At 63.6% G+C, this 15,572-nt stretch carries 13 protein-coding genes; 2 read left to right on the top strand and 11 right to left on the bottom strand.

Annotation, left to right across the window (positions count from 1 at the left end; all coding sequences use genetic code 11):
* Positions 1-15: 15 nt before the first annotated feature.
* Entirely contained in the window at positions 16-807 is a 792-nt protein-coding gene (locus DOM58_RS09930) for a sulfite exporter TauE/SafE family protein (protein ID WP_110692703.1), read from the bottom strand.
* Positions 808-1,075: 268 nt separating this feature from the next.
* Here DOM58_RS09930 and DOM58_RS09925 point away from each other — a divergent pair, with 268 nt between their 5' ends.
* On the top strand, positions 1,076-1,870 hold the full coding sequence (locus DOM58_RS09925) for an NRDE family protein (RefSeq protein ID WP_110692702.1): 795 nt from the start codon (positions 1,076-1,078) through the stop codon (positions 1,868-1,870).
* Here the strand turns inward: DOM58_RS09925 and ptsP are convergent.
* Positions 1,861-4,122 (bottom strand): phosphoenolpyruvate--protein phosphotransferase, encoded by a 2,262-nt coding sequence (gene ptsP, locus DOM58_RS09920; RefSeq protein ID WP_110692701.1) that lies wholly within the window; start codon positions 4,120-4,122, stop codon positions 1,861-1,863. The two genes, DOM58_RS09925 and ptsP, sit on opposite strands and share 10 nt — an antisense overlap.
* 256 nt (positions 4,123-4,378) lie before the next feature.
* A complete protein-coding gene (locus tag DOM58_RS09915) occupies positions 4,379-4,879 on the bottom strand; it encodes an RNA pyrophosphohydrolase (protein WP_075562878.1) in 501 nt (166 codons plus the stop codon).
* Between the two features lie 217 nt (positions 4,880-5,096).
* On the opposite strand from DOM58_RS09915, the gene DOM58_RS09910 reads away from it, so the two are divergent.
* Complete coding sequence (locus DOM58_RS09910) at positions 5,097-5,753, top strand: histidinol-phosphatase (RefSeq protein ID WP_110692700.1); 657 nt, start codon at positions 5,097-5,099, stop codon at positions 5,751-5,753.
* A gap of 174 nt (positions 5,754-5,927) precedes the next feature.
* On the opposite strand, the gene rsd is transcribed toward DOM58_RS09910, so the two are convergent.
* The 8 genes from rsd to DOM58_RS09870 all read right to left on the bottom strand — a co-directional run bounded on the left by rsd (position 5,928) and on the right by DOM58_RS09870 (position 15,539).
* On the bottom strand, positions 5,928-6,443 hold the full coding sequence (gene rsd / locus DOM58_RS09905) for a sigma D regulator (protein WP_110692699.1): 516 nt from the start codon (positions 6,441-6,443) through the stop codon (positions 5,928-5,930).
* 66 nt (positions 6,444-6,509) lie between these two features.
* A complete protein-coding gene (locus DOM58_RS09900) occupies positions 6,510-7,064 on the bottom strand; it encodes a disulfide bond formation protein B (RefSeq protein WP_110692698.1) in 555 nt (184 codons plus the stop codon).
* Positions 7,065-7,202: 138 nt separating this feature from the next.
* Entirely contained in the window at positions 7,203-8,780 is a 1,578-nt protein-coding gene (gshA, locus tag DOM58_RS09895; RefSeq protein WP_223162167.1) for a glutamate--cysteine ligase, read from the bottom strand.
* A 209-nt stretch (positions 8,781-8,989) separates the two neighbouring features.
* Positions 8,990-11,386, bottom strand: a complete 2,397-nt coding sequence (locus DOM58_RS09890; protein WP_110692697.1) for a Tex family protein — start codon at positions 11,384-11,386, stop codon at positions 8,990-8,992.
* Between the two features lie 222 nt (positions 11,387-11,608).
* The gene (locus DOM58_RS09885; protein WP_110692696.1) at positions 11,609-13,192 is read right to left on the bottom strand and encodes a phosphoenolpyruvate carboxykinase; all 1,584 of its coding nucleotides are present in this window, start codon (positions 13,190-13,192) and stop codon (positions 11,609-11,611) included.
* A 228-nt stretch (positions 13,193-13,420) separates the two neighbouring features.
* Positions 13,421-14,293 (bottom strand): Hsp33 family molecular chaperone HslO, encoded by an 873-nt coding sequence (gene hslO / locus DOM58_RS09880; protein ID WP_110692695.1) that lies wholly within the window; start codon positions 14,291-14,293, stop codon positions 13,421-13,423.
* Between the two features lie 120 nt (positions 14,294-14,413).
* Positions 14,414-14,806, bottom strand: a complete 393-nt coding sequence (locus DOM58_RS09875) for an RNA-binding S4 domain-containing protein (RefSeq protein ID WP_075562779.1) — start codon at positions 14,804-14,806, stop codon at positions 14,414-14,416.
* Positions 14,807-14,879: 73 nt separating this feature from the next.
* Entirely contained in the window at positions 14,880-15,539 is a 660-nt protein-coding gene (locus DOM58_RS09870) for an HAD-IA family hydrolase (RefSeq protein WP_075562780.1), read from the bottom strand.
* Positions 15,540-15,572 lie beyond the last annotated feature (33 nt).

Raw genomic sequence — 15,572 nt, 5'->3', positions numbered from 1 at the left:
GTCCAGATCGCCGGGTCAGCCAATGATCAGCTTGATTCCCACCACGATCAGCAGGAGGGCAAAGATACGTCGCAGCGTCCTGGCAGGCAATGCATGAGCCAATTTGACGCCTACCCGGGCCATCGGCACGCTGGTCACCATGAGACCGAGGAAGGCTGGCCACATCACGTAACCGGTGGCCCCGGCGGGCAGTGTTATCTCACCCCAGCCCACGATGACGTTGGTCACGGTGCCGATCAGCGCGATCGGCAGGCCAATCGCCGACGACGTACCTACCGCTTCCGTCATGCGACTGGTGAAACGCGAAAGCCAGGGCACCGACATCACGCCACCGCCGACACCGAACAGCGTCGAGACACCGCCGATGACCGCACCGGCCAGTGTCATTGGCCAGCGCCGCGGCACTTGCCCCTGAGTCGCGGGCGGCCGCGTCAACAGCATTTTCAGCGCCATCAGCACCGCGAAGACGCCAAACAGCCGAGTCAGCGCATGCCCGGGTAGCGCCGATGCGAGCAGCACGCCGAGAATGCCGCCCACCAGCAGCCCTGGAATCATCAACCGCAGCCAGTCCTGACGCACGCTACCGCGGCGCCAATGCCCCCAGGCCGACGAAGCGCCGGTGACCACGATGGTCGCCAGCGACGTACCCACCGCCAGATGCGCGACAACGGCGGGATCGAAACCCTGTGCGACGAAGGTGAAGACCAGAGCGGGAACGATGACGATGCCGCCACCGATACCAAACACCCCGGCCATCAAACCGGCGGCGGCGCCAACCACCAGATAGATCACGACCGCCGTCAGCATCGAACGCCCTCCATCCTCGCGTGGAAGCAATCGAGCGAGCGAATCGAGACAGTTACCGTCGACACTGCAACGGCCGGGGGGCGGGGAGCGGGCATGAAGCGGTCCTGTAGAGAGCAAGACATGAGGGGCGAGCCAGAGCGCGAGCTTAGGGTGCGAGTCGACGCGAGCCGCTAGCGTGCTCATGTTACGCTGCCACCGGGGTCGTGTCATGACGGCGACACCCTTCGCCTTGCCTCTCCCCCTTGCCTCTTCCACTGGAGATCGTCACATGTGCCTGATCGTATTCGACTGGCAGCCGGACGCCGAGGTGTCCCTGCGCCTCGCCGCCAACCGCGACGAGTTCCACCAACGACCGACACGGGCACTGCACCGCTGGTCAGACGCCGACCTGATCGGCGGGCGTGACCTGCTGGCAGGCGGAACCTGGCTCGCGGCGACAGCGTCACGCGTGGCGGCACTGACTAACGTTCGAGAAAACCAGGCCAACGTTCGAGAGGGTCTGACCAAAACGCCGGCAGGCGCGCCCAGCCGCGGCGAGCTGGTGCGCCAGGCGCTGACGGTCGACGATCCGGCCCGCTGGCTGAAAAACCTGGCCGCGCAAGGCGCCCGGCAATACGCCGGCTTCAACCTGCTGGTGATGGCGGGCGGCCGGCTCTGGGCGCTGCATCACAGCCGCCGTGAGACAGTCTGCCGACGCCTGGATCCCGGCCTCCACGGACTCTCCAACGCCAGCCTGGATACGCCCTGGCCCAAGCTCCTCCGGGCCCGCGATGCGATGCAGCAAGCATTGAGCACGCAGGATTGGCGAGCCGAGATGTGGAGATCGCTGCGCGATACCCGGCCCGCGCCGGACAGCGAACTACCCGACACCGGTATCGGTCGCGATCGAGAGCGGTTTCTTTCGCCCCTGTTCATCGAGGGAGAGGAGTACGGTACCCGCGCGACCACGCTGGTCACGGTCTCGGCCGGGAACACCGCGCTGGAAGAGCAGCAATTCGCCCCCGGCGGCGTGCCCAACGGCAATATCGTCCGGCTGAGGGCGAACGCCGCGAATCAATCCTGAGGCGGCAGCAGGTGCCCGATTTGCCAGTCGTTCAGCCGCTGGCGCAGGTGGGCTCTGACGGCAGCCGTGGTGGGTAGCGAGAGCGTTTCCGACACCAGCGAACGCGCATCCCCAATGCTGACCCGCCGAATCGCCGCTCGCACCCGTGGCAGGCTGGGCGCGTTCATCGACAGCGCATCGAAGCCCATGCCCATCAACAGCAGCGCGCCGGAAGGGTCACCGGCCAGCTCGCCGCAGACAGAGGCCGGCACGCCCAGTTGCCGACTCTCCTCGGCGAGGCGCGCCAGGGCATTGAGCACCGCCGGGTGGCAGGCATCGTAGAGGCCGGATACCCGCGCGTTGTTGCGATCGACCGCCAGCAGATACTGGGTCAGATCGTTGCTGCCTACCGAGAAGAAGTCGACGCGATCCGCCAGCGCCGCGAGCTGGTAGAGCGTCGCCGGCACTTCGATCATCACCCCGACCTTGGGCGAGGCGACTTCGATACCGATCTCGGCGAGTTCCTGGCGGGCTCGCGCCAGCAGACGAAGCGCCGTGTCCACTTCGTCGACACTGGTGATCATCGGCAACAGGATACGCAGATTGTCCAGTTCGCGAGACGCCATCAGCATGGCACGCATCTGAACCATCAGTACTTCGGGGTGATCGAGAGTGACCCGAATTCCGCGCCAGCCGAGAAACGGATTGGCTTCGTTGATCGGGAAATACGGTAGATCCTTGTCACCGCCGATATCGAGCGTGCGCATGACGACTGGCAAGGGCGCGAAACTGGCAAGCTGCTCGTGGTAGAGCCGGGTCTGCTCCTGCTCGCTGGGGAAGCGCTCGTTCATCATGAACGGAACTTCGGTGCGATACAGCCCCACGCCGCTGACACGCGGCTTGAGCTGCGCCACGGCATCCACCGCCAACCCCGTATTGACCATCAACGGCATGTTGTGGCCATCGGAGGTCTCGCTCGGCAAGTGCTGCTCGTGCTCCAGCACCTCTGCCAGCGCCAGCTCCTCCTTGATCAGTCTTTCATAGCGCTTGGCCAGCTGAGCATCGGGACGTACGAACAGGCGTCCGCGGTGACCGTCGAGAATCGCCTTGGCACCGTTGATCCGCGGCAGCGGCAGATCGACCATGCCCAGCACGGTCGGGATCCCCATCGCCCGCGCCAGAATGGCGACATGCGAATTGCTGGAGCCCCGGATCGACACCAGGGCGGCGAGCCGCCCCCTGGGCAGTTCACCCAGGGTTGCCGCGCTGATCTCGTCCCCCACCAGAATGGCGTTATCGGGATAGGTCGAAGGCGTCATCTCGTTGCCTTCCTGCAAGTGCGCCAGCACTCGACGCCCCAGATCGCGAATGTCGGTGGCACGCTCGCGAAGATAGCCGTCGTCGACCCGCTCCAGATACTGCGTGTGCCGGCGTACCACGTCGGCGAGCGCCCCCGGCGCCCACTGCCCTTCGCGAATGCGTTTCTCGACCTCGTTACCCAGGGCCGCGTCCCCCAGCATCTGCTGGTAGACATCGAAGAGCGCCAGCTCCTGGGTGGAAATCCGGCTGGCGAGACGCGCCCCCGCCTTGCGAATGTCTTCACGGACGTGGGCCAGCGCGGCATGCAGGCGTGTGACCTCGGCGTCCGGGTCGGTCGGAATGAGGTCGGGAACACTATCCAGATCCGCCGGGGGCGCGATCACCACGATCTCACCGATGGCCATTCCGGGCGAAGCCGCCACTCCGGAAAACATCGCCTGGCCGTCGGGCTGAGCGCGGCGGTTGAGCGTGCCGGAGACCAGTGCATGGGCCAGCACGCCGGCCAGTTGCGCCGCCATGGTGACCAGAAACGCCTCGTCGCCTTCGTCGAAGCGGCGCTTCTCCTGCTGTTGAACCACCAGCACCCCGAGCATGCGCCGCTGATGGATGATCGGCACGCCCAGGAAACTGGAAAACCGCTCCTCCCCGGTCTCGACGAAATAGCGGAACTGCGGATGGGAGGGAGCATCCTCGAGGTTCAGCGCTTCCTCGCGCTGCCCGACGAGCCCGACCAACCCCTCGCCGAGACGCAGGGTCACCACACCCACCGCCTGAGTGCGCAGGCCGATGGTATCCATCAGTACCAGCCGGTCGCGCTCGCGATCGAACAGGTAGATGGAGCAGACATCGGTGCGCATCGCTTTGCGGATGCGGCGAACCATGGTGGCCAGAGCGGCGTCCAGACTGCGAGCGCCGTTGACTTCCTGGACGATGCGGCGAAGGGTATCGAGCATGAGCCTTTTCTTGTGGGCGAGGAGATCCTCGTGATGGCATCGATTGGGTGGCCGGGCCGACCCGACACCGGCCCATGGGCCGGTGTCGGATCAGGCGGCAAAGCCCGCGTTTATTGGCGACCCTTCAGTTTGCGATCCTTCAACTGCTGACCCTTCCAGTTGGCGACCCTACAGCCCGGCCTTTTTTATTGAAGACCGACTCTTTGAAGACCGACTCTCCAGAACGGGTTCGAAACCGGGAGGCTCCTCCGGCGATTCACAACCGCGCCATTTCCTCCAGCGAAAGACGATGAAAATCGGGCGCCAACTCTCGCAACGCGCGCCGATAGACCTCGCGCTTGAACGAGACGACCTGCCCCAGAGGATACCAGTAACTCACCCACCGCCAGCCATCGAATTCCGGCTTGGGCGTACTATCGACACAAACCCGACTGTCGTGGCAGCGAATTTTCAGTAAAAACCACTTCTGCTTCTGGCCGATACACAGCGGTTTCGAATGCATCCGGACCATGCGCCGGGGGAGACGGTAACGTAGCCATCCTCGCGTACAGGCCACCACATCGACATCCTGGGATGTCAGCCCAATTTCTTCCTCGAGTTCACGGAAGAGAGCCTGATGGGGTGTTTCGCAGGCATTGATGCCTCCCTGTGGAAATTGCCACGCTTCCTGACCCGCCCGACGCGCCCAAAGCAGCTGGCCGTCACAGTTGGCAATGATGATGCCAACGTTCGGCCGAAAGCCATCGGCGTCTATCACAGCGTTCACCTTAGCTCAATCGTCGTTGGGATCATTCTTCCACAAAGCGAGAAAGGGCATCAATACACCTTAAGCCCACCAGCCGTAAAACCTTGAAATAACATCGTTAGCGAGCAGCGACATGGGCAACGTGAGAGGAGTTTGCGATACTGGCGATACTCTTTCGCACGGCCCGGCCGCCGCTACCACCCCTGACACACGAAAACGGGAGTCCCTCTTGAGCCTGGCGATCTTCGATCTCGACAACACCCTGCTGAGCTGCGACAGCGATCATGCCTGGGGCGAATTCCTGATAGAACAGGGCGCCGTGGACGAGGACGCCTATCGGCGCGCCAACGATCAGTATCTTCGCGACTATCAGGACGGCCAGCTGGACATCATGGCGTACCTGTCGATGGCGCTGAAACCGCTGAGCGAGCACAGCGAAGAACAGCTCGACGCCTGGCACCGACAATTCATGGCCAGCAAGATCGAACCCCACATCCTGGCAAAAGGCGAAGCGCTGCTGGAATGGCATCGCCAACGTGGCGATTTCCTGTTGATCGTCACCGCCACCAACCGCTTCGTCACCGGCCCGATCGCCCGGCGCCTGGGGGTCGACGATCTCATCGCGATCGAGGTGGAACGTGAAGGCGGCCGCTATACCGGTCGAGTCGAGGGCATTCCCAGCTACCGTGAAGGCAAGGTCACCCGCGTTCGGGAGTGGCTCGAGTCCCGACCCACGCTGAACCTGGACGACGCCTGGTTCTACAGTGACTCGATCAATGACCGTTATCTGCTCGAGGAAGTCGCCACGCCGGTGGCGGTCGACCCCGATGACCAACTCAGAGCGCTGGCCCAGGAGCATGGCTGGCAGGTGCTGTCCCTGCGCTAGACATCGGTATCATCCACGCCGGGCGCTCCAGCGGCAGGCCAGAACGCATGAAGCCCCGGCAATGGCCGGGGCTTCATAGCGATTCGAGAGCGGGAAAAGAAAGCAGCAGAACGAAAGCGGGTCGATAACGGCGAGCAGAAAGATCCGCTCAGTCGGTCCGCTCAGATGTTCCGCTCAGTCGGTCCGGACGGACTGGTCGTCCGCCGCCTGGCGTGCCGACACGGTCGGCGCGTGTACCGCATGCAGACGACTGATCAGCTGATCCTCGAGAAGGAATCGTTCCGTCATCGTCGCACCCAGCTTTTCGAGCCAGCCGGGAAGACGATCGGTGTAGCGCTGGCAGCGTGATGGCGTGGCATATTCGGCATCGAAATCCAGCACCAGCTGCGTCGAGGCGTCGACTCGCGCCAGCAGCTTGTCGGCCACCGTCAGCGCCTCGCGGTCCTCGAACGCCTTGGCTTCTTCGCGAAGCTGGGGATAGATCTCGAAGTGTCCGGCGCTGATGTAGTCCATCAGCGCTTCACTGAACGCGTCGATCCGGGGTTTGGACACCGCCGTGACATCGGCATCGCAGAACTCGCGAAGGTCGACCAGCGTCACCAGCATGTCGTAGCGCTGTTCCAGCCAGCGATCGATCAGCGCGTGGACGCCTCCCCAGCGCTCCTGCGCGGTCTTGCAATCTTCCAGCATGATCAGCCTCTCCCTGCTCCCGCGTGAAACTCGTCGCCGGCCGTCCGGCACAACGCCGACCCTGTTTCAGGACGCCTGCCCCATCGGTTCGCGAACCGTTTTGCCACTGTAGCGCACTCGGGACACGATCATCATCACCGGAATGATGGCCATGACGACGAAGCCCAGCAGCGTCCACTGCGGCAGCGTAACACCCCAGAACACGCCCTCCACGGCCGCGCACTCGCCGGAACCGTGCAGTACGCGGGCCATCACGTCCCACAGCGGCAGCATGTCCATCATGTAGTCTAGGCCAGGCCCGCAGCTAGGCACACTATCCGGAGGTAGGGTCTGCAACCACACATGCCGGCCAGCGACGACGATGCCGCCGAGAACCGCGATCATCGAGAGCACGGCGTAGACCAGGCCGCCACCGCGCCCGGAATTGTGGATCGCGCCGATCAGGAAGACGATGCCCGCCGATATCACGGCGACGCGCTGAAAGATGCATAGCGGGCACGGCTCGAGGCCGATGCCGTATTGCAGGAAGAGCGCGACGGCCATCATGAAACAGCACATCAACAGGCCCAGCACGCACCATCGGCGAGTGCTAGCCTGCGCCACCCAATGCTCGATTTTCATGTCCTACCCCAATCCATGCCGAATGGCTCGACGTTGACGGCTCACTCCGCAGCAGCCGGCCTCGAATACCGAGCTCGACGCCGGGCTTGACGACTGCCGTCGAGCGCGATGAGTTCACTGACTTACGGGTTCACAGACTCACGCTGCGGAACGAGGTTCCCTCGCCCGCTGGAAATAGTCGGCGATGAACTGCGCGAACGAGAGGTGATCCTCGGCCTCGATATCATGCTGCTGTTGATGCGACGTCTCGACCAGCTGCGCAAACAGCGAGGCGCGCGCCTCGTCCATCGGCGTCGAGCGCCACTCCTCGCCCTGCGACTTGGCCAGATCGGTCATCAGATCGGCCCATTCACCGCCATGCGCTTCCAGCGCCCGCAGCATCTGGGCAGATGGTGTCAGCTCGGGATCATCCAGACGCGGGGCGATCGCGGTGATGGCGGCGACATGGAGGTCATCGCCTTCGATCGCATCGAGCAGCTCGGCGACCTGGCGCAGGCCGTCGATGATCTCGTGCCCGCGGGTGCGCAGTGGCACACGACGTTCACCGATCTGGAGCTCGAGTTCCGGATCGCGCCCCCGCTCGACCACCAGCCGACGATTGTCGTCGAGGCGATCGCACTCTTCATCCGGAATCCACGGGCTCTCGGAGAGCAGGCACCACAGCAGGAAGGTATCCATGAAACGCATCTGCGGCTCATCGATGCCCAGCGGCAAAAACGGGTTCAGATCGAGACAGCGCACCTCGATATATTCGACGCCGCGCGCCTCGAGGGCCTGCGTCGGCGTCTCGCCGGAACGCGCCACACGCTTGGGCCGGATGTCGCTGTAGTATTCGTTCTCGATCTGCAGAATATTGGCACTCAGCTGACGCCAGTCGCCGTCGACCTCGACGCCGATGCGACGATAATCGGGCCACTCGGCGGAAATCGCATGGCGCAGGGTGCCCACGTAGTTGGAGAGCGAGTTGAAGCATATCTTCAACTGCTCCTGCACCTTGTTCTGATAGCCCAGATCGGACATGCGCAGACTGGTCGCGTAGGGCGCGTAAAGCGTTTCCTTGCCCAGAGACTGGAGCTTGTCGCAGCGATTGTCGCCACCGTCCTTGCCCAGAAAACTGCGATCCAGCGCCGGCGACGCCCCGAACAGATAAAGCAGCAACCAACTGTTGCGGCGGAAATTGCGGATCAGGTCGAAGTAGCGTGTCGAGCGATAGCCCTGCAGCGATTCGTCCTGGCGTCCCTCCAGCTCCTGCAGCAGCGGCCAGATATCATCCGGCAGCGACACGTTGTAGTGAATCCCCGCAATCGACTGCATGATCCGGCCGTAACGCGCATCGAGTCCCTTGCGGTAGACGTGCTTCATGGTGCCGACGTTGGAGGTGCCGTAGTCGGCAAGGGGGATGCTGTCGTTGCCGTCGAGGCGCGCCGGCATGCTGGCCGGCCACAGCCACTCGTCCTTTCCGTCGAGCTGGCGATAGGTGAAACGAACCAGGTCTCCGAGAAACGAGAGCGCATCGCCGGGACGACAGTAGACCGGCGTGATGTACTCGAGCAACGCTTCGGAGTAATCGGTCGTGATATGCGGATGGGTCAGCTTGGAGCCCAGGGCGTGCGGATGGGCGGTCTGCACGATGGCGCCCTTCGGGTCGACACGCAGCCCCTCCTTCTCGATGCCTCGCCGCAGACGGCCAAGCAATCCCTTCTGGGCCGGCGCCATCAGATGGCCGACATTCTTGGCGAGTTGATCAGACACGCTCAACACCTTATCTCATGGGGAGAGTTACGCTCTCCCGTTTTGTCCGTGCGTCGACGGCGCCAGCAGAAGTCATTTTCCGCCGGCCCCGCCTCGGGCCAACCTCCATTATGGAGTCGATGCCGACGCTTTCAAGGCTAACGATTTCGACGAGCCTCAACTCCCGCTCGTTTTCAGGTTCGCCGCTGCGCCTTGCGTAACGCCTCGGCCATCGCTCCCGAGGGCGGCGCGGCCTGACGGTCACCGCCCTGGCGCGAGGGCTGATGCCCGCGATTCGCGTTGCCGTGACGGGATTTTCCCCCGTCGGTGCGACGCTCGCCAGCGCCCTTTCTGTCATCAGCGCCCTTCTTCTCGTCGGGCGTGTCGCCGAGTCGCATCGTCAAGCCGATGCGCTGACGCGGCACATCGATTTCCATCACCTTGACCTTGACGATGTCGCCCGCCTTGACCACCTGGCGAGGGTCATCGACGAACTTGTCGGCCAGCGCGGAAATATGCACGAGTCCATCCTGATGCACGCCAATATCGACGAAGGCGCCGAAATGGGTCACGTTGGTGACTGCGCCCTCCAGCAGCATGCCGGGTTCCAGGTCGCCGATTTTCTCGACGCCCTCGCGGAACGTCGCCGCCTTAAATTCGGGGCGCGGATCACGTCCCGGCTTGTCGAGCTCGGCCAGAATATCGATCACCGTCGGCAACCCGAACGCCTTGTCACCCTCTGGCGCGTCATCGACATAGTCCGACGGCTTGAGCGACTTGAGATAGCGGCTGTCCCCGATCAGCCCGCGCAGTTCGCGGCCGTTGCGCTCGGCGATGCGCGCCACCAGCGGATAGGCCTCCGGGTGCACGGCGCTGGCATCGAGCGGATTTGCGCCGTTCATGATGCGCAGGAAGCCGGCGCACTGCTCGAAGGTCTTGGGCCCCAGCCGGTCGACATCGAGCAGCTCCTTGCGAGTCCGAAAGGGTCCTTCGCGATCCCGCCGCGCGACGATATTGTCGGCCAGCATCGTGCTCAGGCCGGAGACCCGAGCCAGCAACGCGCTGGAGGCCGTGTTGAGATCCACGCCCACGGCGTTGACGCAATCCTCGACCACGGCTTCGAGACTGCGGGATAGATTCACCTGGGAGACATCGTGCTGGTACTGACCCACGCCGATCGACTTGGGGTCGATCTTGACCAGTTCGGCCTGCGGGTCCTGCAGGCGCCGGGCGATCGATACTGCCCCGCGAATCGAGACGTCGAGATCGGGAAATTCCCTGGCTGCCAGCGCGGATGCGGAGTAGACCGAGGCGCCGGCCTCGCTGACCATCACCTTGGCGAGCTGACGTGGCGCCACCCGCTTGACCAACTCGGCGGCGAGCCTGTCGGTTTCACGGCTGGCCGTGCCGTTGCCGATCGCCACCAGCGTCACCTCGTGCCGCTCGACCAGCTTGACCAGCGTGGCCAGCGCCTCGTCCCAGCGCTTCTGTGGCGCGTGCGGGTAAATCGTCGCGTGCTCGAGAAAACGCCCGGTCGCATCGACCACGGCGACCTTGCAGCCGGTGCGCAAGCCGGGATCGAGCCCCAGTGTCGCTTGCGGCCCGGCCGGCGCCGCCAGCAACAGGTCCTTGAGATTGGCAGCAAAGACGTCGATCGCCTCCTGCTCGGCACGCTCACGGAGCCGCCCCATCAGCTCGGTCTCCAGATGGGTGTAGAGCTTCACCCGCCAGCTCCAGCGAACCACCTCTTTCAGCCAGCGAGAGGCCGGCTGTTCGGCGCCGAGATCGATGCCCACGTGGCGCGCGATCGCCACCTCGGCCGGATGAATCGGGGCGTCGTCTTCCCCGGCCATGGCCAGCGCCAGCGACAGCACGCCCTCCTTGCGTCCACGAAACATCGCCAGCGCCCGGTGAGACGGGGTCTTGGCCAGGCCCTCGTCATGCTCGAAGTAATCGGAGAACTTGGCACCTTCGGCCTCCTTGCCCTTGACCACACGGGCGCGAAGCTGGCCGTCTTCCCACAGTCGTTCACGCAGACGGCCGACCAGCTCGGCTTCTTCGCTGAAGCGTTCCATCAGGATCTGCTTGGCACCGTCCAGCGCAGCCTTGGCATCCTCGACGCCACGACTCTCGCCGGTGGCACTGTCGATGAATGCAGCCGCCTCGCGCTCAGGGTCTAGGCTCGGGTCGGCCAGCACGCGATCCGCCAACGGCTCGAGCCCCGCTTCCCGAGCGATCTGCGCCTTGGTGCGACGCTTCTTGCGATAGGGCAGGTAGAGATCTTCCAGCCGCTGCTTGGTCGTTGCCTTGTCGAGATCGGCGCGCAGCGCAGGCGTCATCTGGCCCTGCTCTTCGATCGCTTGCACGATCGCTTCACGGCGCTCTTCCATCTCGCGCAGATAGCCGAGGCGCTCTTCCAGCGTGCGCAACTGGGTATCGTCCAGGCCGCCGGTGACTTCCTTGCGGTAGCGGGCGACGAAGGGAACGGTGGCGCCGCCATCCAGCAGCTCGACAGCGGCAGCGATCTGATTGGCGCGGACGCCGAGCTCGTCGGCGATCAGCGCAATGATTGCGGTTTGGGTGTTGGACATGAAAACCATCGCGATGGGTAGGATCGCGCCACGTTAGCACACAGCCGAGAGCGGCTCACACATCGAAGACGGTGAAGTGTCGGAAAGCAAACGGGGATGGCCATAGCCATCCCCGTCATGCGCGGGCGACGTTCAGCGCCGGGATTGTCGATAAAGCGCCGCACGGCTCTTTTCAGCGAGGGCCAGGGTGAGGCAGTACTCGCCAGCGCGCTTCTTCAGGCGCTAGAGCACCTGCGGGCCGGCCGCCAGGATCTCCGCGTCAATATCGTCGAACTTGGCGAAGTTGCCGGTGAACTTGGTAATCAACGCGTTCATCTGCTCACGGTAGGCGTCCCGATCGCCCCACGCCTCGCGCGGGTCGAGCAGCTTGGCGTCGACCCCGCCCACCGCAACCGGAACGTCGAGGTTGAGCCCCTCGATATGACGCGTTTCGACGTTCTTCAGATCGCCCTCCTGGATGGCACGGACGATGGCACGGGTCGTGGGGATGCTGAAACGGCTGCCGCCCTTGCCGTAGGCACCACCGCTCCAGCCGGTGTTGACCAGATAGACCCGGGATTCGAACGCCTCGATACGCTTGATCAACAGCTCGGCATACTCGTGCGCCGGGCGAGGGAAGAACGGCGCGCCGAAGCAAGTCGAGAACGTCGCTTCCAGGCCGCTGGTAGACCCCATTTCGGTGGAGCCGACCTTGGCCGTATAGCCGGACAGAAAATGGTAGGCCGCCGCTTCCTTGGAAAGCAGCGATACCGGCGGCAGTACGCCGCTCATGTCACAGGTGAGGAAGATGATCGCGCTCGGCTCGCCGCTACGGTTATCCTCGATGCGCTTCTCGACGAACTCCAGTGGATAGCCGGCGCGACCGTTCTGGGTCAGGCTATCGTCGGTGAAATCGGGAACCCGAGCTTTATCCAGCACCACGTTTTCCAGCACGGTTCCGAAACGAATCGCGTCCCAGATGATCGGCTCGTTCTTGCGCGACAGATCAATGGTCTTGGCGTAGCACCCGCCTTCGAAGTTGAAGACCGTACCCTCGCCCCAACCGTGCTCGTCGTCGCCGATGAGGTAACGGTCCGGATCTGCCGACAGGGTCGTCTTGCCGGTACCGGAAAGCCCGAAGAATAGCGTGGTCTCGCCGTCTTCGCCGACGTTGGCGCTGCAGTGCATCGGCAGCACGTCCTTCTCCGGCAACAGGAAGTTCTGTACCGAGAACATCGCCTTCTTCATCTCACCCGCGTAGCGCATGCCGGCCAGCAGCACCCGGCGACGGGCGAAATTGATCATCACGGTGCTCTCCGAGCGGGTGCCGTCACGCTGCGGATCGCAGACGAACTTGGGTGCGCTCAGCACCGTCCATTCGCTCTTGTCCTTCGGATTCCAGTTATCGGGACGCACGAAAAGATTACGCCCGTAGAGGCTATGCCAGGCCTGTTCCGTGACCACGCGAATTGGCAGGTAGTACTCCGGATCTGCGCCGACATGCAGCTCGGAGACGAAAGTGTCACCACCGACCAGATAATCTTCCACTCGCTCCCAAAGCGCATCGAACACGCTGGGTTCGATCGGTCGGTTGACCTGCCCCCAGTCGATCAGATCCGACGTCGAGGGCTCCTCGACGATGAAGCGATCCAGCGTAGAGCGCCCGGTACGCTCCCCCGTCTCGACCACCAGTGCACCGTTGGCAGACAGCACGCCTTCACCTCGCGCGAGGGCATATTCGACCAGCTCGGCCGTGGTCAAATTGGTGTGCGCTTTCGCGGGGCGGGAATCGCCAGCAGCCGGGGCGGTGGCTTGAGAGGTGGTCATTGTCCAGTCCTGGGCTCGAGGGCCTCTGTTCCGTGTCGTTTCACAGCGTTATAGACCCGCCACCCCGATGCCACCGCTCTGGTGGAACCGGTGACTTCGACACCTGGCGGGCGAAAAAGGATCGCCATTATGGCAAAAAGCGACCAGCGCGCAAACGCTGGCCGCCCGATGTCAATTCGGCTTTGATCAAAGCGCTGCCCGGCAAAGAAGCCGAGCGCGGCGCACGCCCTAGTGTACGGTCGGCGATGGCGCCTGAGGCGAGTCGATGATCGCTTCGATTTCGGCCGCACTAAAATGGTACTGGGTATGACAAAAATGGCACTGGGTATCGATGGCCTTCTGTTCATCGAGTATCTCGCGCAGCTCATCGGCGCCGAAGGTGTGCAGGGCGTTGGCGATCCGCTCGCGGGAGCAGGTGCAACCGAATGCCAGCCCCTTGGGCGTAAAGACACGCGTGGTCTCTTCGTGAAACAGCCGATGCAGCACGTCCTGCGCCGGCAGCGTCAGCATTTCCTCGTCGGTGATCGTCGCCGCCAGGTGCACGACCCGATCCCAGGCATCCGGGTCCTTGTTCGAGTGATCGTCCGGCAGCTGCTGCAACAGCAGCCCGGCACTGCGTTGACCGTCGGCGCTCAGCCACAGCCGCGTGGCTAACTGCTCGGACTGGGCAAAGTACGCTTCCAGACACGCCGCGAGCTGGTCGTGTTCCAGCGCCACGATCCCCTGGTAGCGATTGCCCTCGGCGGGGTCGAGCGTGATCACGATCTGACCGTCGCCGACCAGTTGGCGCAGCGTGGCATTGTCGGCGAAGACCTGCTCATCGTCGTAACGCGCAATGGCCCGCAGCTGCCCGCCCGGGCTGGACTCGGCCATCAACACGTCGACGCCCTGCTTGCCCCGGACTTCCACGCTCACGGTGCCGTCGAGCTTGACGGTTTCGGTCAGCAGCGCGACCGCGCTCAACAGCTCGCCCAGCTGCTGGCGAATGGGCTCGGGGTACGCCTGACGCTCGAGAACTTCGCGGTAGGCCGTCTCCAGTTGCACGATCTCGCCGCGCACATTGGTGTCATCGAATAGAAAGCGTTGGATTTCGTCGTTCATGACTCATATCTCTTCAGACGCTGGGTCCGGACGATATTGCGTCAACGACGCGTCTCATCAATACGGAACCAGCGATGGCAGGTAGGCCGGCGGCGCTGACGCAATTCGCGAACCCGACGGTCAGTCGTCGGTAGGCTGGCGCTGAAAGCGATGAATGTCGCGACGCTGGCGCTTGTCCGGGCGTTTGATCGGTGGCTGCATCATCTGATTGGCCAGCTTGCGCTGGTGGGCTTCACGTTCGCGGCGATCGATACTCTCCGGCGTCTCGGCATAGAGCTGCTGAGCTTCCGGCGCACCGCGTCGTTGTCCCGATAGCGCGACGACCTCGACGGTCGCATTGTCCCAACCCTGGGGCACTTCGATCAGGGCGCCGATCTCGACGTTGCGGCTGGTCTTGACGCGGCTGCCGTTGTAACGAACCTTGCCGCCTTCGATGGCTTTCTTGGCCAGTTGACGCGTCTTGAAGAATCGCGCCGCCCATAGCCATTTATCGATACGTACCGTTTCACTCATGGGCTTATCATCATGGTTCTGTCACCTCGACCGCTCTAGATGGGGGCCGCTGGCCGCTGCTTCAACCCGCGCTTCAACTCGATGCGCCGGGCAACAGTGAGGCGAAACGATCGACAACGGTAAACGTCGGATGCGGTCTGTCGGCCTTCTGGCTATCCGGCTTGAGAATGCCCAGCAAATGGCCCATGCCGTAGTGTCGAGCGCACTCCAGCACATCGGTATTGTCATCGATGAACAGACTACGGGCCGGGTCGAACGGGTGCAGCGTCTGCATCGCCTCCCAAAAGGCAGGCTGCTCCTTGGGCGCCCCGACGTCCGCCGACGACACGATGCGATCGACATAGCGGTCCAGGCCGGTCAGCGGGAGCTTGAGCCCGAGGCTCTCGCGGTCGGCGTTGGTCGCGAGCACGACTTCGACCGGCGCCGCCGCGAGCCATTCCATGAATGCCAGCGCGTCGGCGCGCCACCCGATCAGGTGCGCGACTTCGCGCTTGAGCGCCACGATATCCACCGAAAGCTCTCGGCTCCAGTGCGCCAGACTGTACCAATCCAGCGTCCCGCGGGCATCGAGGATGCGTGCCTCCAGCGCGGTACGATGCGAGTCGTCGAGGCGGTGCAGTTCCACGTAGCGACGCGGCAGGTGCTCAAGCCAGAAGTGGCTGTCGAAGTGGAGATCGAGCAGCGTACCGTCCATATCCAGGAAAACGGTGTCGATAGTGTTCCAGTCGATCATCAGGCGACATCTCGGCAATCGGGCGGGATAAAA

It is taken from the genome of Salinicola halophyticus, assembly GCF_003206695.1.
Taxonomy (GTDB): Bacteria; Pseudomonadota; Gammaproteobacteria; order Pseudomonadales; family Halomonadaceae; genus Salinicola; species Salinicola halophyticus.
The sequence above is the reverse complement of the archived record's forward strand: the minus strand, read 5'-3'. Positions and strand labels throughout refer to the sequence as shown.

Excerpts from the sequence above, each read along its gene's own strand:
- DOM58_RS09930 (WP_110692703.1), bottom strand. The coding sequence starts at position 807 with ATGCTGACGGCGGTCGTGATCTATCTGGTGGTTGGCGCCGCCGCCGGT.
- DOM58_RS09925 (WP_110692702.1), top strand. The coding sequence starts at position 1,076 with ATGTGCCTGATCGTATTCGACTGGCAGCCGGACGCCGAGGTGTCCCTG.
- ptsP (WP_110692701.1), bottom strand. The coding sequence starts at position 4,122 with ATGCTCGATACCCTTCGCCGCATCGTCCAGGAAGTCAACGGCGCTCGC.
- DOM58_RS09870 (WP_075562780.1), bottom strand. The coding sequence starts at position 15,539 with ATGATCGACTGGAACACTATCGACACCGTTTTCCTGGATATGGACGGT.
- hslO (WP_110692695.1), bottom strand. The coding sequence starts at position 14,293 with ATGAACGACGAAATCCAACGCTTTCTATTCGATGACACCAATGTGCGC.
- DOM58_RS09890 (WP_110692697.1), bottom strand. The coding sequence starts at position 11,386 with ATGTCCAACACCCAAACCGCAATCATTGCGCTGATCGCCGACGAGCTC.
- DOM58_RS09875 (WP_075562779.1), bottom strand. The coding sequence starts at position 14,806 with ATGAGTGAAACGGTACGTATCGATAAATGGCTATGGGCGGCGCGATTC.
- DOM58_RS09900 (WP_110692698.1), bottom strand. The coding sequence starts at position 7,064 with ATGAAAATCGAGCATTGGGTGGCGCAGGCTAGCACTCGCCGATGGTGC.
- rsd (WP_110692699.1), bottom strand. The coding sequence starts at position 6,443 with ATGCTGGAAGATTGCAAGACCGCGCAGGAGCGCTGGGGAGGCGTCCAC.
- gshA (WP_223162167.1), bottom strand. The coding sequence starts at position 8,780 with ATGGCGCCGGCCCAGAAGGGATTGCTTGGCCGTCTGCGGCGAGGCATC.
- DOM58_RS09885 (WP_110692696.1), bottom strand. The coding sequence starts at position 13,192 with ATGACCACCTCTCAAGCCACCGCCCCGGCTGCTGGCGATTCCCGCCCC.